The following is a 21001-nucleotide window of genomic DNA, read 5'->3' as shown; positions in this document are numbered from 1 at the left end:
TAATATAAGGCAGAAATTAAAATATTATGGAAACGGAGCAGGAGTATAATGTCAAAGCTTTCACCTGGGGAAATAGAAAAACTTAAAAATAATTTCAAGGAAAAAGGCTATAAACTTACGCCGCAAAGAAGAGCTATAGTTGACATAATAATAAGAAATGAAGGCAGTCATCTTACTACTGAGGAATTATATGATTTAGTTAAAAAAGATTGTCCGGAGATAGGTCTTGCCACGGTATATAGGACAATTCAGCTGCTAGAAGAATTGGAAATTGTTTGTAAATTAGATTTAGATGACGGCTGTGGAAGATATGAATTAGTACATCAGGAAGAAAATCATCAGCATCATCATCTTGTGTGTACAAATTGCGGAAAAGTATTTGAGGTTCAAGCAGATTTATTAGAAGGATTAGAAAATGAAATTGAATCTAAATATGATTTTAAGATTACAAACCACAGCTTGAAATTTTATGGAATATGCAGTGAATGTAAAAAAAATATTATAAATAAATGATATAGACGATTGCGAAATAGTAATGCAGTATTTCAAGGCTTACAAAGGTTTTTATAAAAATTGATACAATTAGCTTAAAAATTGAAGGGAGAAGTTTCCGTATTGGTAAACGAAAGCCTTGAAATTCAACGGGTTAGAATTCTACAATCGACCATAAATAAATAATAAAAAAGGAGGAAAGATTTTTTTGCGCAAGGAAAGGGAAAAAATAAAGATTATTCCATTAGGCGGATTAGGTGAAATTGGTAAAAACTTGACAGTCATAGAATACAAAAATGATATAATAGTAATAGATTGTGGCTTGAAGTTTCCAGATGAAGAAATGTTAGGTATAGATGTAGTAATACCAGATACAAGTTATTTACAAAAAAATTTAGATAGGGTAAAGGGAATATTCTTAACACATGGTCATGAGGATCATATAGGTGCATTACCTTATGTATTGAGGGAAGTAAATGTTCCTGTATATGGTACTAAATTAACATTGGGACTGGTTGAAACAAAATTAAAAGAACACAATATGCTGGATTCTGTAGACTTGAGATGTGTTAAACCAAAAGATATAGTTAAATTAGAAAATTCGTCTGTGGAATTTATAAGAACAAGTCACAGTATTGCAGATGCAGTTGCTATTGCAGTTCATACTCCATTAGGGGTAATTCTCCATACAGGAGATTTTAAAATAGACTATGCACCTATTGATGGATGTGTTGCTGATTTAGCTAGATTTGCTGAATTAGGTAAAAAAGGTGTTTTAGTTATGTTAGCTGACAGTACTAATGTCGAAAGACCAGGATATACAATGTCCGAGAGTACAGTAGGTGAAACTTTTCAAAAGATTTTTTCAACTGCCAAGGGAAGAATAATAGTTGCTACATTTGCTTCTCACATACATAGGATACAACAAGTAATTACTGCTGCTATAAAGTATGACAGAAAAGTAGCTATATCAGGAAGAAGCATGGAAAATGTAATGGAAGTAGCAATGGATTTAGGTTACATAAAGGCAGATAAAGAAGTATTCATTAGTATCGATAGTATAAACAAATACCCAGAAAATAAAATAGTTATTATTACTACAGGAAGTCAAGGGGAACCTATGTCTGCTCTTTCAAGAATGGCAGCTTCTGAACACAAAAAGGTAAATATAATTCCAGGTGATATGGTAATAATATCTGCAACCCCAATACCAGGAAATGAAAAACTGGTTTCAAGGGTTATCAATCAATTATTTAAAAAAGGTGCTGAAGTAATATATGAAGCATTAGCTGATGTACATGTTTCTGGTCATGCATGTCAAGAAGAATTAAAACTTATGCATACTCTCGTAAAACCTAAATTTTTTATCCCTGTACATGGGGAGTACAGACATCTAAAACAACATGCAGAATTGGCTGCTAAGCTTGGAATGAATAAAAATAATATAGTAATTGCAGACAATGGCGATGTAATAGAAGTATCACGTGACAGCATACGAAAAAATGGTACTGTCACGGCTGGACAGATATTTGTAGATGGTTTAGGTGTAGGCGATGTTGGAAATATTGTTTTAAGAGATAGAAAACATCTTTCACAAGATGGAATTTTAACGGTAGTTGTTACAATTGAAAAACAAACTGGAAATGTTATAGCTGGTCCTGATATTATATCTAGGGGCTTTGTATATGTTAGAGAATCCGAAGATTTAATGGAGGAAGCTAGAGAAATAGTACGCGGTGCTCTTAAAAAATGTGAAGAAAAACACATAACTGAATGGGCAAGTATAAAATCAAGTATAAAAGAAGCTTTAAGGTTGTTCTTATATGAAAAGACGAAGAGAAAACCTATGATATTACCTATAATTATGGAAATATAAGGCTGGGCTTTCTAGGAGGGTTTATATGAATATATATGACAAAGCAAATGAATTTGCAGAAGAACTTAAAAACTGTAATGAAGTTGTTAAATTGAGGGAAGCATCTGAAAAAATTAAAGTCAATCAAAAAGATAAGGATATGCTAAGTGATTTTAGAAAATTACAATTAAAAGCTTATTCTGAACAAATGGAAGATGGTAAAGTATCTGATGAAACCAAAGAAAAAATTCAGAATATGGGTTCAATAATATCAACGAATCCTTCTGTAAATGAATATCTTCAAGCAGAACAAAAATTTAGTGTTATATGGAATGACTTATTAAAAATCTTAAATGACGCAATAGGAATAGATTTTTCTTTTGAAGAAAAATAATAAGTTGACTTTTTAAAACTATGATACTAAAATAGATAGGGTAATGAGTAAAGATTGGATACTTGAAAGTATCCAATTTTTTTGGATGTTTTAAATAAACATAATTGTAATTTATTATGAATGTATTTCAAATAATATTATGATATTTGAATTTTACTAATAGAAAAGTGGAGGAACGATAATGAAATTATTTACAAGAAATGATATAAGAAATGTTGCAATTATTGCACACGTTGATCATGGTAAAACTACTTTGGTCGATGCACTTTTAAGACAAAGTAATGTTTTTAGAGAAAATGAAAGAGTTCAAGATAGAGTTATGGATTCAAATGATCTTGAAAAAGAAAGAGGAATAACAATCTTATCTAAAAATACAGCAGTTGTTCACAATGGAGTGAAGATAAATATAGTAGATACTCCAGGACATGCTGATTTTGGTGGAGAAGTTGAACGTGTACTTAAAATGGTTGATAGTGTGCTTTTAGTTGTAGATGCATACGAAGGACCAATGCCTCAAACTAAGTTTGTTTTAAAGAAAGCTTTAGAACTTAACTTAAATCCAATAGTAGTTATAAATAAAATAGATAGACCTGATGCAAGACCAGCTGAGGTTTTAGATGAAGTATTTGATTTGTTCATAGAATTAGGAGCAAATGATGAGCAATTAGATTTTCCATTGGTTTATTGTTCAGCTAAAGCTGGATTTGCAAAAAAAGAGATGGAAGATGATTCTACTACTATGGAACCTTTATTTGATGCAATAGTGAAGAATGTTCCAGCACCAGAAGGCTATCTGGACATGCCGCTTCAATTATTAATTACAACTATAGATTATAACGAATATGTTGGAAAAATAGGTATAGGTAAGATTGAAAGAGGTTCTATAGATAGAAATGAACAGGTTGCACTAATAAGAAAAGATGGCAAGATAGATAATGTTAAAGTGTCAAATTTATATGTGTATGATGGATTAAAGAAACAAGAAGTTACTGAAGCTAAATTAGGAGATATAGTAGCAGTTTCAGGTATACCTGATATAAATATAGGAGAAACTATAGCAGACACTAGTAATCCAGAAGCTCTTCCTTTTGTAGACATAGATGAACCTACACTTAGTATGAACTTTATGGTCAATAATTCTCCTTTTGCTGGACGTGATGGAGAATTCGTTACATCAAGACATTTAAGGGATAGACTTATGAAAGAACTTGAAACAAATGTATCCCTTAGGGTTGAAGAAACAGATTCGCCTGACTGTTTTAAAGTTAGTGGAAGAGGAGAACTTCATCTTTCTATATTAATAGAAACTATGAGAAGAGAAGGATATGAATTTCAGGTTTCAAAACCTGCAGTAATATATAAAGAAGAAAATGGGAAAAAACTTGAACCAATTGAATATTTAACAATAGATGTACCTGAAGAATTTATGGGAGTAGTTATGGAAAAGCTTGGACCAAGAAAGGCTGAAATGGTAAATATGACTTCAGCTATAAATGGTTACACTAGATTAGAATTTAAGATACCTGCAAGAGGCTTAATTGGATTTAGAAATGAATTCATGACTGATACCAAAGGTAATGGAATAATGAATCACGTATTATCTGGTTATGATGAATACAAGGGAGAAATTCAAGAAAGAACAAGAGGTTCACTTGTAGTATTTGATGATGGAGTATCTATTACCTATGGATTATTTAATGCACAAGAAAGAGGAAATTTATTTATAGATCCAGGCATAGAAGTTTATGAAGGAATGATAGCAGGAGAATGTTCAAGATCTGAAGACATAGAAGTTAATGTATGTAAGAAAAAACATTTAACCAATACAAGATCATCTGGAGCAGATGAATCTTTAAAGCTTGTTCCACCAAAACATATGAGCCTAGAGCAATCACTTGAATTTATAGCAGAGGATGAATTAGTTGAAATTACACCTAAGAGAGTAACAATGAGAAAGAAAATTTTAAATACTGATCTTAGAAAGAAAGCAGCAAGAAGAAAATAATAGTATTATTAATTTACAAAACTAGGTAGTATAATTGATAAGTGGATGGCTGAGAATATAGATGTGCTATATCTTGACTAACCACTTACTATTATATAATGAAAATGTGGAGGTAAGAGTGAGTGAGCGGTATTACTTATGATTACATGGAAAAATACATACAGTCACTTATAGAAGATAACAGTGGTGTATTAAAAGAATTAGAAAGGTATGCCTGTGATAATTCTGTACCAATAATCCATAAAGAAGTAGGTAAGTTTTTAGAACTTATGATACATATCAAGAACCCTTCTAAAATACTTGAGCTTGGAACAGCTATAGGTTACTCTTCTATACTTATGAGTATGAGTTCTAAAAATAAAAGTACAATCCATACAATTGAAAGAAATCCACATATGATAAAAATAGCAAATGATAATATAAGAAAATATGGATTTGAAGATAACATAAAGGTTATTGAAGGTGATTGTATAGAAGTGCTTAAGAATTTAAATGATGAGTATGATTTAATATTTATAGATGCAGGAAAAGGTCACTATAACCATTTTCTTCCGGAATGTATGAGATTATTAAAACAAGATGGAATAATAATAGCAGATAATGCTCTATTTAGGGGAATGGTAGCCTGTGATGAATTAGTGGCTAGAAGAAAGATAACTATTGTCAAGAGAATGAGAAATTATTTAAAACTTGTATCAGACAATAAAAAATTTATAACATCTGTTATACCTATGGGAGATGGTATTGCAGTAACCACAAGGAGGAATTAACTTGAATAAACCTGAATTGCTAGCACCAGCTGGAAACTTAGAAAAACTTAAAACTGCTATAAATTTTGGTGCAGATGCTGTCTATCTTGGAGGAAATAGGCTCAATTTAAGAGCTTTTGCAGATAATTTTACAGATGAACAATTGTATGAAGGTGTAAAATATGCTCATGATAGATCTAAAAAAGTATTTGTAACTGTAAATGTATTTCCACGAAATGAAGATTTTGATGGATTAGAAAAATACTTAAAAAATTTATATGACTTAAATGTAGATGCCATATTAGTTTCAGATCCTGGTATATTGGTTACAGCCAAGCAAGTAGTTCCAGATTTAACTATACATTTGAGTACTCAAGCAAATACTGTTAATTGGAAATCGGCACAATTTTGGTATGAACAAGGTGCTAAAAGAATAGTTTTGGCTAGAGAACTTTCTATGAAAGAGATTCAGGAGATAAGGAAAAATGTTTCTAAGGATTGTGAATTAGAAGTATTTGTCCATGGTTCAATGTGTATATCTTATTCAGGCAGATGCCTTCTTTCAAATTATATGACTGGTAGAGATTCAAATAGAGGACAATGTGCACAACCTTGTAGATATAAATACCATCTTGTGGAAGAGAAGAGAAAGGGAGAATATTTTCCAATATTTGAGGATGAAAAAGGTACTTACATAATGAATTCAAAGGATTTATGCATGATTAAGCACATACCTGAATTAGTAAGGTCTGGAGTAAATTCTTTAAAAATAGAAGGAAGAATGAAAAGCTCATATTATGTCGCTGCTGTAGTTAAATCTTACAGGCAAGCAATAGATGCGTATTTTGAAAATCCTGATGGATATGAATTTCAACAAAAATGGCTCGATAATCTCATGAAAGTTAGCCATAGGGCGTATCATACAGGCTTTTACTTTGGAGAACCAAATCAAGTATATGAAACATCATCATATATAAGAGACTATGATATTGTTGGTATAGTTAGAAGTTATGATGAAAATTTACATATTGCAACTATAGAACAGAGAAACAAAGTGTTCGAAGGAGATAAGGTCGAAATTTTGAGACCTGAAGGAGATAACTTCGAAATTTATATAAAAAATATAAAAAGTGAACTTGGTGAGAAGATAGAATCAACGCCAAATGCTCAAATGATTTACACAATAAATTCAGAAGTTAGATTAAAAAAAGATGACTTGATCATAAAAAGTAAAAATTAAACTTGAATAAAATACCTTATTTTGGGCAAAATTTTAGTCTAGGGTGAGGTGTTTTTTTTGATAATTAAGATAAGCAAAGTTACAATAAAAAAGAGAACACGTACTATATTTATAATGTTTATTTTATTAATTACCGGATTGTATTTAAATATAGTAAGAATACAATGTTTTGGATCAAATAAGTTATCAGTTATGGCTGAGTCACAGTATTCATATAAAGAAGATTTAACAGATACAAATTTTTCTCTGTTTGATTGTAATGGAAAACAATTAATAAATTATACTAAAAAATATTATGCTGTTATTTCTCCAGATATATTTAGTAAAGATAATATAGATACAAATGAAAATGAAATATTAACTCTTATGTACATACTTAGAAATTATAATAGTGAATATGACTTATCAAAAGAAGAAGTTTCAAATAGCAGCAAAAAGATCTATTACCCTATAGATGAAAGTACTTATAATAAATTAAAGAATATAAAGGATGTAAAAGGTTTTTATACATATGCTTATTCGGATTCAGACAAAGGGGATACATGGAAACTTGAAAATCTTTTAATGAATAATAAAAAAACTGATGGTACTACATTAAAGTCTCCTGAATCTTTAGAAGGGCAAATTTTTGAGAAGACTAAAAATAATAAAAAACCTCAGCTTATAATTGACAGAGATGTAAATGGTAAAATAATTGGGCAAAAAACTGAATTACCTAAAAATAATATAAATTTACGATTGACAGTTGATAAGAATATGGAAGATAAAATAAAAGATGTTTTAAATAGCAGCGATAACAAAAAATATAGTCAAATTGGTGCAGTTTTAATGGAAGCAAATACTGGGAAAATAAAGGCAATGGTACAGAAAGATGACAGCAAGCCCAATATAAATCTTGGAGCATCTACTAATCATGGATTTTTTCCAGGTTCAATTTTCAAAGTAATAGTGGAAGAAGCAGGATTGGACAGGAATAGTATACAGACGAATGAGAAATTTAGCTGCAGGGGATTTTATGAATTAGAAGATGACAAAGGGCATGGAAGCCTAACCCCAGAGGAAGCTTTAGCAGTATCTTGCAACGATATATTTGCTCAAATAGGTGCAAAAGTTGGATTCAATAACTTTTATGACAATGCAAATTCTCAAGGATTATTTCAAAAAGTATTGGGGTTGGATTGTGAGCAATCTGGAAATTGTGAAGTTAAAAATCCAAAAGTTAGCGATGGAACTTTAGGTCTTATGTCCATAGGTCAAAATATAAGAATAACACCAGTAGAGGCTATAAGCATAGCTAATACGGTTGTAAACAAGGGTGTATATGTAAAACCTACAATAATTGATAGTTATGTGGATGACAACAACAATGAAATTGAAGATGCAAATAAAACTATTATGCATCAAGCCATAGATAAATCCACGGCTCAAACAATGAAAAGTCAAATGATTAATGTAGTTGAAAATGGAACGGCTAGAGAGGCTTATATGCCGAATTGTGAAATTGGAGGTAAAACTGGAAGTACACAGAGGATGGAAACTGTAAAGGATAGTAAGACTATACAAGAACATTCGGATGGTTGGTTTATAGGTTTTTTTAATTTAAATGGAAAAGACTATTCTATGGTAGTATTTGTAGAAGATATTGATAAGGATAATGATAGTGGAGGAACCACAGCTGTACCGATTTTTAAAAGTATAGTACAGGAATTAAAAAATAATTAAATAAAATAGTATGCACTTTTTTAAAAATATAATCATAATATATTAATAAGCACTAGTGGGAGGACTATCTTTTGTTTCTAGCAAATTCCTTATTAGGCATGATTGGTAATATGTTTTTTTTTACTGCATATGTTACGAATAACAGTTCGTTTCCTCAACCTTTGAGTGATAAAGAGGAGAAGTATTATCTAAAAAAACTTAAAGAAGGAGATATCTTAGCTAAGAGTGTATTAGTTGAGAGAAACCTAAGACTGGTAGCGCACATTGTAAAAAAGTACTCTTATCCAGCTAAGGATGTAGATGATTTGATATCTATAGGAACTGTTGGACTTATTAAAGCTATAGATTCATTTGATGTTTCAAAGGGAACACGGCTTGCGACTTATGCAGCTAAGTGCATAGAAAATGAAATACTTATGCTTATAAGAAACAATAAAAAAACGAAAAACGAAGTATACCTACAAGATCCGATAGGTGTGGACAAAGAAGGTAATGAAATATCACTTATGGATATACTGAGTAGTGATGAAGATTCAATAATTGAAATAGTTGAAAGTAAGATACAGGTGAAAAAGTTGTATTCAAAAATCAATACATGCCTTTCAGAAAGAGAAAAAAATGTTGTACAAATGAGATATGGCTTATCAGAAGGTAAGCCAAGAACACAGAGGGAGATAGCAAAAATTCTTGGAATATCTAGATCTTATGTGTCCAGAATAGAAAAAAGGGCATTAGAAAAGTTGTATAAAGAGTTGAATTATGGTAGAGAATGATAAAGAGCTGAAAATTAATAATTTAAACTAAAAATTAATTATTAATTCTCAGCTTTTACTATATTAATTTGTATATATAATATTTTAATACAGTTAGTAAAAAAAGTTTTATACTAAAAAAGGAATTATGAAAATACTGTAGAATATTATCTTTATGTGTAGTTTAAGAAACATAGGGCAGATGTCATTGAAAGGAGAACTAAAGTTGATATCATTAAGAGAATTATTAAATATTACAATTAATCAAAATGCTTCTGATTTACACTTAACTGTAGGTGTCCCACCTGTTATAAGAGTAGATGGTCAATTATTATACATATCTAATGAAAAGCTTAATCCCGATGATACAGAAGCTTATGCTAAAGAAATATTAGATAATGACCTCTATGGTGATTACATGAAAATAGGAGAAATAGATACGTCATTTTCTGTATCAGGAGTTGGAAGGTTTAGAGTAAATTTATTTAAACAAAGAGGAAGTGCTGCAATAGCAATACGTGCAGTTGGATTAAAAGTACCAAGCTTAAATGAATTAAAAGTTTCAACTGTTATAAAAGATTTGACGCTCAGTAAAAGAGGATTGATTTTGGTTACAGGACCAACAGGTTCTGGTAAGAGTACTACATTAGCTGCAATGATAAATGAAATTAATATAACAAGAGCAGCACACATTATAACGTTAGAAGATCCTATTGAATATTTACATAAACACAATAAATCAATAATTAATCAAAGAGAAATTGGAAGGGATACAAGGAGCTATGCTAATGCATTAAGAGCTGTATTAAGGGAAGACCCTGATGTAATTTTAATAGGAGAAATGAGAGACTTGGAAACTATATCAATAGCACTAACTGCTGCTGAAACAGGACATTTAGTTTTTTCAACACTGCATACTATAGGAGCAGCTAAAACTATTGATAGGATTATTGATGTATTTCCCCCGCATCAGCAGCAGCAAGTCAGAATCCAGTTAGCGGGAGTTATGAAAGGGATAATTTCTCAGCAGCTTATACCTAAAGCAGATGGCAGTGGAAGAATTGCAGCATTAGAAATAATGGTAGCTACTACTGCTATTAAAAATATGATACGAGAAGGAAAGACTTATCAAATAGAGTCTTCAATGCAAACAGGATCCAAGTATGGGATGTTAACTATGGATATGGCCCTGTCTAATCTCTATAAAAAAGGTATGATATCTTATGATTCTGCATTAAACTATGCTGTTGATAGAGAAATGTTAGCAAAAATAATATCGTTATAATAAAAAAGGGACAGGAATAGATTGTCCCTTTTGAAGTTTATGGAATTATATTTGAATATATTGTAAAAATTAATAGCATATAATTTAATATAAAATGTTAGGAAAACTTTGTTTTTATTAATTTATAAACTATGGAATATTTCTTGCAATTATGTGAAACCTATAGTAATTAAGCTCTTTTTATGCTAAAATAGTTTTGAATTAGGAGGGATTCAGTAGTGAGTATTTTTAAAGAAATAATTCATGATGCGTCTCGTATTCTAATGTATGTAGTTGGCATCATAACTATATACTATTTATTTATATCGTTATTTGGAATATGGAGAAGAAAGGACAAAAGAGAAGTAGAACCTAGAAAAAGATTTGCATTAATTGTAGCAGCACATAATGAAGAAACTGTTATACGTGATATTATAGGAAGTTTGAAAAACCTTGATTATCCTAAGAAATTATATGATATTTTTGTTATTGCTGACAATTGCAGCGATAGGACATTTATTAAAGCAAAAGAAGAAGGAGCTATTGTATACGAAAGAAATAATAAAGAAAAGATAGGTAAAGGTTATGCTCTTGAATGGATGTTTGAAAGAATATTTAAATTACATAAAAAATATGATGCAGTTGCAATATTTGATGCAGATAATTTGGTCCATAAAAATTTCCTTAAAGAAATGAATAAGAAGCTGTGTGAAGGATATAAAGTTGTACAAGGATATCTTGATAGTAAAAATCCTAATGATACTTGGATTACTGGAAGTTATTCGATAGCTTTTTGGTCTTGTAATAGAATGTTTCAACTTGCAAGAAGCAATGTTGGATTATCAAGTCAGCTGGGAGGAACAGGTTTCTGTATAGATGCCGATGTATTAAAAAAGCTTGGATGGGGAGCTAATTGCTTAACGGAAGATCTAGAATTTACATGTAAACTTGTTTTAAATGGATACAAAGTAGGTTGGGCACATGATGCAATAATATATGATGAGAAGCCGCTTACACTTGTACAGTCATGGAAACAGAGAAAAAGGTGGATGCAGGGTTTTGCAGATGTGGCAAGTAGATATTTCTTCAAACTTTTAAAGAGATCTATAGTAAAATTAAATTTTACTTCATTTGATTGTGCACTATATAGTATTCAGCCGATAGTTACTATTTTGATAGGAACTTCAGCAATTATTGGTATAATTCAATATTGTATTAAGGTATTTGATATAGTAACTAATTTTAATAGTTTTATTTATTCTATTAATTTTAATTCAATTACTATAATTGTAATTGTATATTCTACGGTACAGTATATATATACTCCATTTATATTAATTTTAGAAAAAAAGTTCAGTATGAAAGTATTTTTGTGCTACATAATATATCCAATATATACCATAACATGGTTCCCAATATCAGTACAAGGGATTTTAGATAAAAATAAGAAAGAGTGGAATCATACAGTTCACACTAGAAGTATTGATATAAGTGATTTGGAAAAAGTAAATTAGTGCACAAGGAAGGACTTACCAGTCTTTCCTTGTTTTTGTATTAAAGTATAACAGAATTGCCTACTTTAATCATATTTGAGATTTTATTAAAATGTGATAAAATATAAAAGGGAAAATAGTTTTTTTGTTGAATATATAAGTTGATGATTTGCATTCGGAGGGGGAAGGTGCTTAATGAGTGGATATATAATCGGAATGGATATTGGATCCTCAAAGGTATGTGCTGCAGCTGGAAAAGTAGACAAGCATGGAGTAGTGCAGATAATGGGAATTACATCATCAATCTGTAGTGGAGTACAGAAGGGAATTGTTGTTGACATAGATAGTACTTCAGAAGCTATAACGAAATGTATAACTTCGTTAGAGAGAATGATAGATGCTAAAATTACAGGAGTTTACATATCATTACCTGGTGTAATAAGCGAATTAATATCAAATAAAGGTATTGTTGCTATATCATCTGAGGATAAGGAAATAAAAGAAAATGATGTTAAAAGAGTATTAAAAGCATCAAAAGTAACTACAATTTCATCCGATAAAGAAATAATAGGAGTAATACCACAGCAATATATTATAGATGGATATGATAAGATAAAAGACCCGATAGGTATGAGTGGATTAAGACTTGAAGTAGATGCTCAACTTATATTGGCTCAAACTGCTGTTGTAAATAACTTTTTTAAAAGTATCAATAAATCAGAAATAAAAGTATTAGGTATAGTATTTCAACCTATAGCTATATCTGAAGTTATATTAAAAAAAGAAGAAATTGAAAGAGGAGTTGCAGTTGTAGATGTAGGAGCTGATTGTACAAATATATATATTTATTATGGAGGTAAATTAGTTCACATTGATAATATACCTATAGGAGGTAATATAATTACTAATGATATTGCAATATGCCTCAAGTTGCCGTTTTCGGAAGCTGAAAAGCTTAAGATAAAGTATGGTAATGTTGGTAAAAGTCGTGAAAACGGTAATTTAAATCTAGAAGTAATATCTGACTATAATACAAAGGTAAAAGTTGATTTTTCCATGTTAAAACAGATAATAGAGGCTAGAATAGAAGAAATACTTTGTATGATAGGTGAAAAAATGAGTGCTAGTGGACATTACGAGAAGCTATCAGGTATAGTTATTGTAGGAGGAGGTTTGGCTTTAACAAAGGATATTGAAGAGTTTAGTAAGGAAATATTGCAAAAGCCTGTTAGAATAGGAATTCCTAATTATATAGGAGCTTCTAGTCCATTGTATGCATCTGTTGTTGGAATAGTTAAAGATGTTGCAGATGTAGTAAAAAATAAAAAAAATGTATTTAGCAATGAAAAGAGTACAGAAAAAAAGTCTGATGAGTGGATCCACGAAAAGGATAAGAATTTAAAGAAAGGTGAAAATAACACCGGATTTTTATTAAAAATAAAAGAATTTTTCACAGATTTTTTCTAATAAGGAGGTTAATATTGTGCTAGATTTTGATGTTGATGTTCAACAATTCGCTCAAATAAAAGTAATAGGATGTGGTGGCGGAGGAAACAATGCTGTAAATAGAATGATTAAAGAAGGACTTAAAAATGTTGAGTTTATAGCTATAAATACAGATAAGCAAGCATTAATGCTTTCAAAAGCATCACAGAAAATTCAAATAGGAGACAAACTGACTAAAGGATTAGGAGCAGGAGCTAATCCTGAAATTGGACAAAAAGCTGCAGAAGAAAGTAAAGATGAAATAGCACAGGCTATAAAGGGTGCAGATATGGTATTTATTACAGCGGGAATGGGAGGCGGAACAGGGACTGGTGCTGCACCCATAATTGCTGAAATAGCAAAATCTGCTGGAATACTTACTGTAGGTGTTGTAACAAAACCTTTCCCATTTGAAGGTAGAAAGAGAATGCTTCATGCAGAAATGGGTATAAAAACTTTAAAAGAAAGAGTAGATACTCTAGTTACAATACCAAATGAAAGATTACTTAGTATTGTAGATAAAAAGACAACTTTAATGGAATCATTTAAGTTTGCAGATGATGTATTAAGGCAAGGCGTACAAGGAATATCTGATTTGATAACAATACCTGGACTTGTTAATTTAGACTTTGCAGATGTAAGAACTATTATGATAGATAGAGGACTTGCACATATGGGAGTTGGAAAAGGAAATGGAGATAGCAGGGCACAGGATGCAGCTAAACAAGCTATATCAAGTCCTTTACTTGAAACATCAATAGTTGGAGCTACTGGTGTATTGTTAAATGTTACTGGAGGACCTGATCTAGGATTGCTTGAGATAAATGAGGCAGCAGAAATAGTTCAAGATGCAGCTGACCCAGATGCTAATATCATATTTGGAGCTGTAATTGACGAAAACATAAAAGATGAAATAAGAATAACTGTAATTGCTACGGGCTTTGAATGTGATGAGTCTGCAAGCAAGATGGATTTTAGTAAAAAAGGTTTAGATAAAAAACAGCAGCCAAGTTTTGCAGCAAATAAAGATGAATCTGATGCTCCAATAGATTATAAGAGGTTGGATGAAAATAATTTGGAAGTACCAGCATTCTTAAGAAGACAGAAAAGATAAATTAATTAAAATAAAAAAGCATCGTATATGGTGCTTTTTTTAAATTACTAGGTTTATATTTATAAAGTTGAAGCAAACATATAAAGGGCTGTTATAGCTAAAAAAGAAGGTATAAAATGCAAGCAGGTAAATTTAAAGAAGTAAGAGCATATAAAGATAATGAAAAATGGAGTAATCTTATAAAGAGGTATGGTGATTTGTACATCAGAAAAGATGATATAAGAAGTGAATTTTTAAGAGACTATAATAGAATCTTGCACTGTACAGCATATAGAAGGTTAAAACATAAGACTCAAGTTTTTTTTGCTGCCGGACATGATCATATATGCACTAGAATAGAACATGTAAATCATGTTGCAGCTGTTAGTTATACTATATCTAAATTTTTGGGACTCAATACGGAACTTACAAATGCTATTGCTATAGGACATGACCTTGGACACACACCTTTTGGACATGAAGGTGAGCAGGTAATAAAGAAAATTATGAAAAGAGACTTAAATAAAAATTTTTGGCATGAAAAAAATAGTTTAAAATTTGTAGATGAAATAGAAATACTATCTGATCCAAATGGCAAAGAAAAGAACTTAAACTTAACGTATGCAGTTAGAGACGGGATTGTAAGTCATTGTGGAGAAGTCAATGAAAATGCTATTTTTCCGAGAAATGAATATTTAAATTTAGAAGGTATTGAAAGACCAAATGAATATGAGCCGTATACTTGGGAAGGATGTGTTGTTAAGATATCAGATAAGATATCTTATCTCGGGCGGGATATAGAAGATGCTTTAACATTAAACATATTATCACAAAAACAAATAGATGAACTCTTAGAAATTGTAAGAAAAGTATGTATCGTTTCAAAAAATGAAAGTATTGAAAGTATTAATAATACAGTGTTAATTAACAATTTTACAATTGATTTATGCAAATCAAGTAGTCCGCAAGGAGGAATTTGTTTTTCAAGTAAATACCTAGAACTCATAAATTCAATAAAAGAATTTAATTATAAATACATTTATAATCATAAAAGATTGAAGTATTTTAAGAATTATGCAAAACTTATTATTGAATCTATATACGATTTTTTGTCTGGATTTTATTCTAATAATTTATATGAGATATTTAATAAGCTTGAGCTGAATTTAAATGAATATCCCTGCCTGATTAATTCCTTTAGAGACTGGCTAGTTAAATATTCATTTGATAATGGCAGCTTAAAAAGATCGGATAAGTATAAGAATAATATTATATATAGATTATCGAATAAAAATGATTACTTAATGGCAGTTATAGATTATATAACCGGAATGACGGATAATTTTGCAATTAAGATGTTTGAGGAATTGATTAAATTTGAATAAGTTGAAACAACTTTATTAGTATGTTAAATAATAAAAGTAGTACATAAAATTATATGTAATGAATATAATTTTATTGATAGTAGATTTTAAGGAAGGTAATTTTTATTGAGAATATATGTAGTTAAACCAGGGGATTCTGTATGGTCCATAGCTAGAAACTATGGAGTAACACCTCAAAGTATACTAAATGCAAATCAAATTGATAGTTCATATACCTTGGTTGTTGGACAAAGTTTAATTGTACCAACTCAAGAGAGAGCTTATGTGGTTAAACCTAGTGACAGCTTATGGTCTATTTCAAGGAAATTTGGGGTCTCAATAGAGAGTATAATTGAATTAAATAACTTAACAAGTCCTTTCAGAATTTTCCCGGGTCAGGTTTTAAGAATTCCAGAGCAGGCTAAAAATTATGGTACTATTGAAGTTAATGCTTTTATACAGCCTTCAACACCCAGCAGGGAAAGAGAGGTGTTAAGTGATCCGATAAAATATTTAACTTATTTAACTCCATTTAGCCATCATGTTACTTCAACTGGAGGATTAACTCCTTTAAATGATTCAACCATAATTGAAGAGGCACAAAAAAATAGAGTTTCTCCTATGCTGTCTGTCACAAATATATCCGGAAGTAATTTTGATACCCAGCTTATAAGTACAATACTTAATAGTCAAAGTTTACAACAAAATTTAATAAACAACATAATTGATATGTTGAAAAGAAAATCATATCATGGAGTAATAGTGGATTTTGAGAGAATACCTCCATCAGATAGGCAAAAGTACAATAATTTCTTGAGAAAATTAGTTGCAAGTCTTCATCCATTAGGATATATTGTGGCAACAGCATTAGCTCCTAAAACATATGATGCTTTGGAAGGAGCATGGCATGGTGCACATGATTATAAAGCACATGGTGAAATAGTTGATTTTGTCATAATAATGACTTATGAGTGGGGTTGGTCAGGAGGTCCACCTATGGCGGTTGCTCCAATTAATGAAGTGAGGAAAGTAATAAATTATGCTGTTTCTGTAATACCACCTAAGAAGATTATGATGGGAGTTCCATTGTATGGATATGATTGGACACTACCATATACACCTGGAGGTGAATTTGCAGAAAGTATAGGAAATCAAGAGGCAATAAATAGAGCCGGACGGTATGGAGCAGTTATAAAGTATGATCAAAAATCTCAATCCCCACACTATAATTATTTTAGTAGTTCTAGAAGAGAGCATGAGGTATGGTTTGAAGATGCACGCAGTGTTAGAGCAAAGTATCTGTTGGTAAATGAATACGGATTAAGAGGGGTAAGCTATTGGGTACTTGCACAGCCGTTTCCACAAAATTGGCAAGTATTAAATGATATGTTTTGGATAAGAAAAATTAGATCTTAAATATAGAAGGATTAAGCTCTAAGGTAGTATGATACTATTTTAGAGTTATTTTTTATATATGATAAATTGTTTTATTAAGATTTAAGTAGAATAATGTTCAAGCTAATACATCTATCAAAATTGGTAATACTAGATTTTGAGAGGTGTTTTACTTGAAACATAAAAAGAACAAAATAATTCATTTTTTTATATTTGGAAGTATCTATTTAAATGTAGAAGTGGCAGTAAGAGCTTTATGCTGCTCATTATCAGGAGTTAGTGGTATATCAAAATGGAGTTTATGTGGTTGGACTTCGCTGTGGATGTTTCCTATAGGTGGATTATGTGCAGTAATTATAGGCTCTTTAAATGATAGAGAAGTATATTATAAACTTAAGATGTGGCAGCAAGTTGTTATAGGAGGATCTTTAATTACAGGTGTAGAATTGATTGCAGGTGCATTTTTAAATATGTATTTACACTTAAATATATGGAATTATTCTCAAAAAAAATACAACTTTTTTGGACAAATATGTTTAAAAAATTGTATTTACTGGTACTTCTTGAGTATAGCAGTAATATGGTTTGACGATGTTTTATCCTATTATATTTATGGAGAAGAAAAACCAGAAAGTTTATTTAATTATTTTATGAAGTTAATTACAAATAAATAAAATTGGAATACACTAAAAAATCAATGTTTATTAAAATATAACTTGTTGAGCAGCATATTACTCAACAAGTTATAATTGTTATAGATTGATTATGCACAGAAAAAAGACTCTATTCTTCTTAGGTCGAGCCCGAAATATGTCCATCTACGTGTACGCGGTATCCATCTAAAACCAGCTATTGATCTAGGACCTACGAAAGTTATATAAGCCCAGTAAGATCTTCCGTCAGTTTGCCAAATATAAACAAATCTGTTCCTGCAAGGTCTTATAGCACCAGGATCAACTGCTTTTAGGCTTGGGCCAGCACTTTTCTTAGTTGGGGTAAATGCTGGAGGTGGTCCAGGTGGATTAACTCTAGGCATATCTACAAAACCTCTAGCTTGATATGCAAAAGGACATAAAGAAAAAGGACATGTTATTTCAAAATTTTCGTCTTGAGAATTTGTGTGATCATCAGATCTCATATAATCGAAATCACTATAATACATATTTCCTCCTAAAAAATCTTCTACAATAATAAGTTATGTTTTTAAAAAATTTTTGTTACTTATTTTGCATGGTTTTAAAAATATACTATAATATTATAATGAAAAAATATAACATATCATTATTTTAATGATTTTTATGATATACTAAAATATATGCAGTTTTAGAAATATTTTTATGATGCAGCTTTTAATTATCAAAAAATGAAGGTGGTGTGAAAAGTCTGCTGATAAAGATTTTGTGAATCATCAATGTATTTTTGACAGCAGGCACATAATGAGTAAAGAAATTTATATGGATTATGCAGCAACTACTTATATAAAACCTGAAGTTATTGAAGAGATGAAATTGTATATAGATGAGTACTTTGGAAATGCTTCATCTGTTTATCATATATCTAGAAAAACTAAAATGGCTATAGATGCTTCAAGACAGAGGATAGCTAGTGCCATAAATTCCAATGTAGATGAAATATACTTTACTTCGGGAGGATCAGAATCCGATAACTGGGCACTTAAAGGAATAGCTTCTGCACATAAAGTCAAGGGAAAACATATTATAACTACTTCCATAGAACATCATGCAGTAATAAATACGTGTAAGTATCTAGAAAAGTTAGGATTCGATGTTACTTATCTTCCAGTAAATAAGTATGGAAAAATTGAACTTAAAGATTTGAGGAAAGCAGTAAGAAATGATACCATAATTGTATCAGTAATGTTTGCAAACAATGAAATAGGAACCATACAGCCAATTAAACAAATTGGCGACTTTTGCAGACAAAGAAAAATTATATTTCACACAGATGCAGTTCAAGCAGTTGGAAACATACAAATTGATGTTAAAGATATGAATATAGATTTGCTTTCGATGTCATCTCATAAATTTTATGGTCCAAAGGGTGTTGGAGCTCTTTACATAAGAAAGGGAATAAGAATAGATAATTTAATTCATGGTGGATCACAAGAGAGGGGCAGGAGAGCAGGAACATACAATACACCAGGTATTGTTGGAATAGGAAAAGCACTTGATATTGCAGTTCAAAACTTAGAAGTTCAAAAGGATAGGCTTACAAAACTTAGAGATATGTTCATCCAAAAGTTACTTAAAATACAGGGAACAAGTATAAATGGTGCCTTAGGTGAAGATAGACTGCCGGGAAATATAAATGTAAGTTTTAAAGGTGTAGATGCAGAAACATTACTTATGATGTTAGATGCAAGGGGAATATGTGTATCTGCTGGGAGTGCATGTTCAGCAGGAGCATTAGAGCCATCACATGTACTAATTGCAATAGGATTGACACCAAAGTTAGCTCGAAGTTCTATAAGGTTTACTATAGGTTCAGGAACTGCTGAAGAAGAAATAAACTATGTTGTAGAAGTTGTTAAGGAATGTATAGAAAAATTAAAAGATAATAAATAATATATTAATTTACGGTGATAGGTGGTAATTATGAATAAAAAAGTTGTTGTTGGAATGAGTGGAGGAGTAGATAGTTCTGTAACGGCATATTTGCTAAAACAGCAGGGATATGATGTTATAGGAATAACTATGCAGGTATGGCAGGAAGACGAAGAATATGAGGCAAATGAAGGAGGCTGCTGTTCATTAAGTTCTGTAGAAGATGCGAGAAGAGTTGCCTATAAACTTGATATTCCATTTTATGTTGTTAACTTTAAAGAAATATTTAAAAAAGATGTTATAGATTATTTCATAGATGAGTATATGAATGGAAGGACTCCAAATCCATGCATAGCTTGTAATAAGTATATAAAGTTTGATGCACTCTTAAAGAAAGCCATGGATTTAGGAGCAAGATATGTAGCTACAGGTCATTATGCTGTTATAGAAAAGCAAAATGGAAGGTATATAATAAGAAAATCAGAAGATGACAAAAAGGATCAAACATATGTATTATATAATTTAAGTCAATTTCAATTGGCTCATACATTAATGCCATGTGGAATATACAAAAAGGAACATATAAGGGAAATTGCAAAGAACATAGGATTACTTGTTCATAATAAAAAAGATAGTGAAGAAATATGTTTTATACCTGATAATAATCATGGTAGATATATAAAAAAACAAGTACCGGATAAAGTAAGAAATGGAAATTTTGTAGACAAAAAAGGAAATGTACTTGGAAGACATAAGGGAATAGTATATTATACAATAGGTCAAAGAAAAGGACTTGGAACTTCATTTGGTAAACCAATGTATGTTATAGACATAAATCCGCTTACAAATGAAGTTGTTCTTGGAGATGAAGGAGATATATTTAAAACAGAATTAATTGCAAAAGATATAAATTTCATACCATTTGAAAGTCTTCAAGGTACTATGGAAGTAGAATCCAAGGTTAGATATTCATCAAAACCTTCAAGAGCTTGGATAACTCAATTAGAAGATGGAAGAGTAAAAGTAAAATTTGAAGAAAAACAAAGAGCCATAACAAAAGGACAGTCAGTAGTATTTTATTCTAAAGACTTACTTGTTGGCGGCGGAATTATAGATGAAATTTTATAAATTTTA

18 protein-coding genes are annotated in these 21001 nt (G+C 30.6%); 17 read left to right on the top strand and 1 reads right to left on the bottom strand.

Annotated elements, in window-relative coordinates; all coding sequences use genetic code 11:
* Positions 1-48: 48 nt before the first annotated feature.
* The 15 genes from EBB51_RS08040 to EBB51_RS07970 all read left to right on the top strand — a co-directional run bounded on the left by EBB51_RS08040 (position 49) and on the right by EBB51_RS07970 (position 17977).
* The gene (locus tag EBB51_RS08040) at positions 49-513 is read left to right on the top strand and encodes a Fur family transcriptional regulator (protein WP_123053994.1); all 465 of its coding nucleotides are present in this window, start codon (positions 49-51) and stop codon (positions 511-513) included.
* 187 nt (positions 514-700) lie between these two features.
* Entirely contained in the window at positions 701-2368 is a 1668-nt protein-coding gene (locus tag EBB51_RS08035) for a ribonuclease J (protein ID WP_123053993.1), read from the top strand.
* Between the two features lie 25 nt (positions 2369-2393).
* Positions 2394-2741: a YlbF family regulator gene (locus EBB51_RS08030; protein ID WP_123053992.1), complete on the top strand. Its 348-nt coding sequence runs from the start codon at positions 2394-2396 to the stop codon at positions 2739-2741.
* Positions 2742-2922: 181 nt separating this feature from the next.
* Positions 2923-4746 (top strand): translational GTPase TypA, encoded by a 1824-nt coding sequence (gene typA, locus EBB51_RS08025; protein ID WP_123053991.1) that lies wholly within the window; start codon positions 2923-2925, stop codon positions 4744-4746.
* Positions 4747-4868: 122 nt separating this feature from the next.
* Positions 4869-5516, top strand: a complete 648-nt coding sequence (locus tag EBB51_RS08020; protein WP_123053990.1) for an O-methyltransferase — start codon at positions 4869-4871, stop codon at positions 5514-5516.
* A gap of 1 nt (position 5517) precedes the next feature.
* Positions 5518-6735, top strand: coding sequence for a U32 family peptidase (locus tag EBB51_RS08015; protein ID WP_123053989.1), 1218 nt, complete (start codon positions 5518-5520; stop codon positions 6733-6735).
* Between the two features lie 57 nt (positions 6736-6792).
* A complete protein-coding gene (locus tag EBB51_RS08010) occupies positions 6793-8457 on the top strand; it encodes a penicillin-binding transpeptidase domain-containing protein (protein ID WP_123053988.1) in 1665 nt (554 codons plus the stop codon).
* A 71-nt stretch (positions 8458-8528) separates the two neighbouring features.
* Positions 8529-9230 carry an RNA polymerase sporulation sigma factor SigK gene (gene sigK, locus EBB51_RS08005; protein WP_123053987.1) on the top strand — a complete coding sequence of 234 codons (702 nt, stop codon included), beginning with the start codon at positions 8529-8531 and terminating at the stop codon, positions 9228-9230.
* A gap of 205 nt (positions 9231-9435) precedes the next feature.
* On the top strand, positions 9436-10494 hold the full coding sequence (locus EBB51_RS08000; RefSeq protein ID WP_123053986.1) for a type IV pilus twitching motility protein PilT: 1059 nt from the start codon (positions 9436-9438) through the stop codon (positions 10492-10494).
* Positions 10495-10712: 218 nt separating this feature from the next.
* On the top strand, positions 10713-11987 hold the full coding sequence (locus EBB51_RS07995) for a glycosyltransferase family 2 protein (RefSeq protein WP_123053985.1): 1275 nt from the start codon (positions 10713-10715) through the stop codon (positions 11985-11987).
* A gap of 174 nt (positions 11988-12161) precedes the next feature.
* The gene (gene ftsA, locus EBB51_RS07990) at positions 12162-13433 is read left to right on the top strand and encodes a cell division protein FtsA (RefSeq protein ID WP_123053984.1); all 1272 of its coding nucleotides are present in this window, start codon (positions 12162-12164) and stop codon (positions 13431-13433) included.
* Positions 13434-13449: 16 nt separating this feature from the next.
* Positions 13450-14565 carry a cell division protein FtsZ gene (gene ftsZ / locus EBB51_RS07985; protein ID WP_123053983.1) on the top strand — a complete coding sequence of 372 codons (1116 nt, stop codon included), beginning with the start codon at positions 13450-13452 and terminating at the stop codon, positions 14563-14565.
* 116 nt (positions 14566-14681) lie between these two features.
* A complete protein-coding gene (locus EBB51_RS07980) occupies positions 14682-15929 on the top strand; it encodes an HD domain-containing protein (RefSeq protein ID WP_123053982.1) in 1248 nt (415 codons plus the stop codon).
* Positions 15930-16034: 105 nt separating this feature from the next.
* Positions 16035-17324, top strand: coding sequence for a glycoside hydrolase family 18 protein (locus tag EBB51_RS07975; RefSeq protein WP_123053981.1), 1290 nt, complete (start codon positions 16035-16037; stop codon positions 17322-17324).
* Positions 17325-17476: 152 nt separating this feature from the next.
* Positions 17477-17977 carry a hypothetical protein gene (locus tag EBB51_RS07970; protein ID WP_123053980.1) on the top strand — a complete coding sequence of 167 codons (501 nt, stop codon included), beginning with the start codon at positions 17477-17479 and terminating at the stop codon, positions 17975-17977.
* Positions 17978-18066: 89 nt separating this feature from the next.
* On the opposite strand, the gene EBB51_RS07965 is transcribed toward EBB51_RS07970, so the two are convergent.
* Positions 18067-18465, bottom strand: a complete 399-nt coding sequence (locus EBB51_RS07965; protein ID WP_243103813.1) for a hypothetical protein — start codon at positions 18463-18465, stop codon at positions 18067-18069.
* 274 nt (positions 18466-18739) lie between these two features.
* Here EBB51_RS07965 and nifS point away from each other — a divergent pair, with 274 nt between their 5' ends.
* Together nifS and mnmA are read left to right on the top strand one after the other, a co-directional pair.
* Complete coding sequence (gene nifS / locus EBB51_RS07960) at positions 18740-19888, top strand: cysteine desulfurase NifS (RefSeq protein WP_123053979.1); 1149 nt, start codon at positions 18740-18742, stop codon at positions 19886-19888.
* Positions 19889-19918: 30 nt separating this feature from the next.
* Positions 19919-20995 (top strand): tRNA 2-thiouridine(34) synthase MnmA, encoded by a 1077-nt coding sequence (gene mnmA / locus EBB51_RS07955; RefSeq protein WP_123053978.1) that lies wholly within the window; start codon positions 19919-19921, stop codon positions 20993-20995.
* The last annotated feature ends 6 nt before the right edge of the window (positions 20996-21001 follow it).

The organism is Clostridium sp. JN-1, from assembly GCF_003718715.1.
Lineage (GTDB): Bacteria > Bacillota > Clostridia > Clostridiales > Clostridiaceae > Clostridium_AV.
This window is presented reverse-complemented; position numbering and strand designations above follow the sequence as displayed.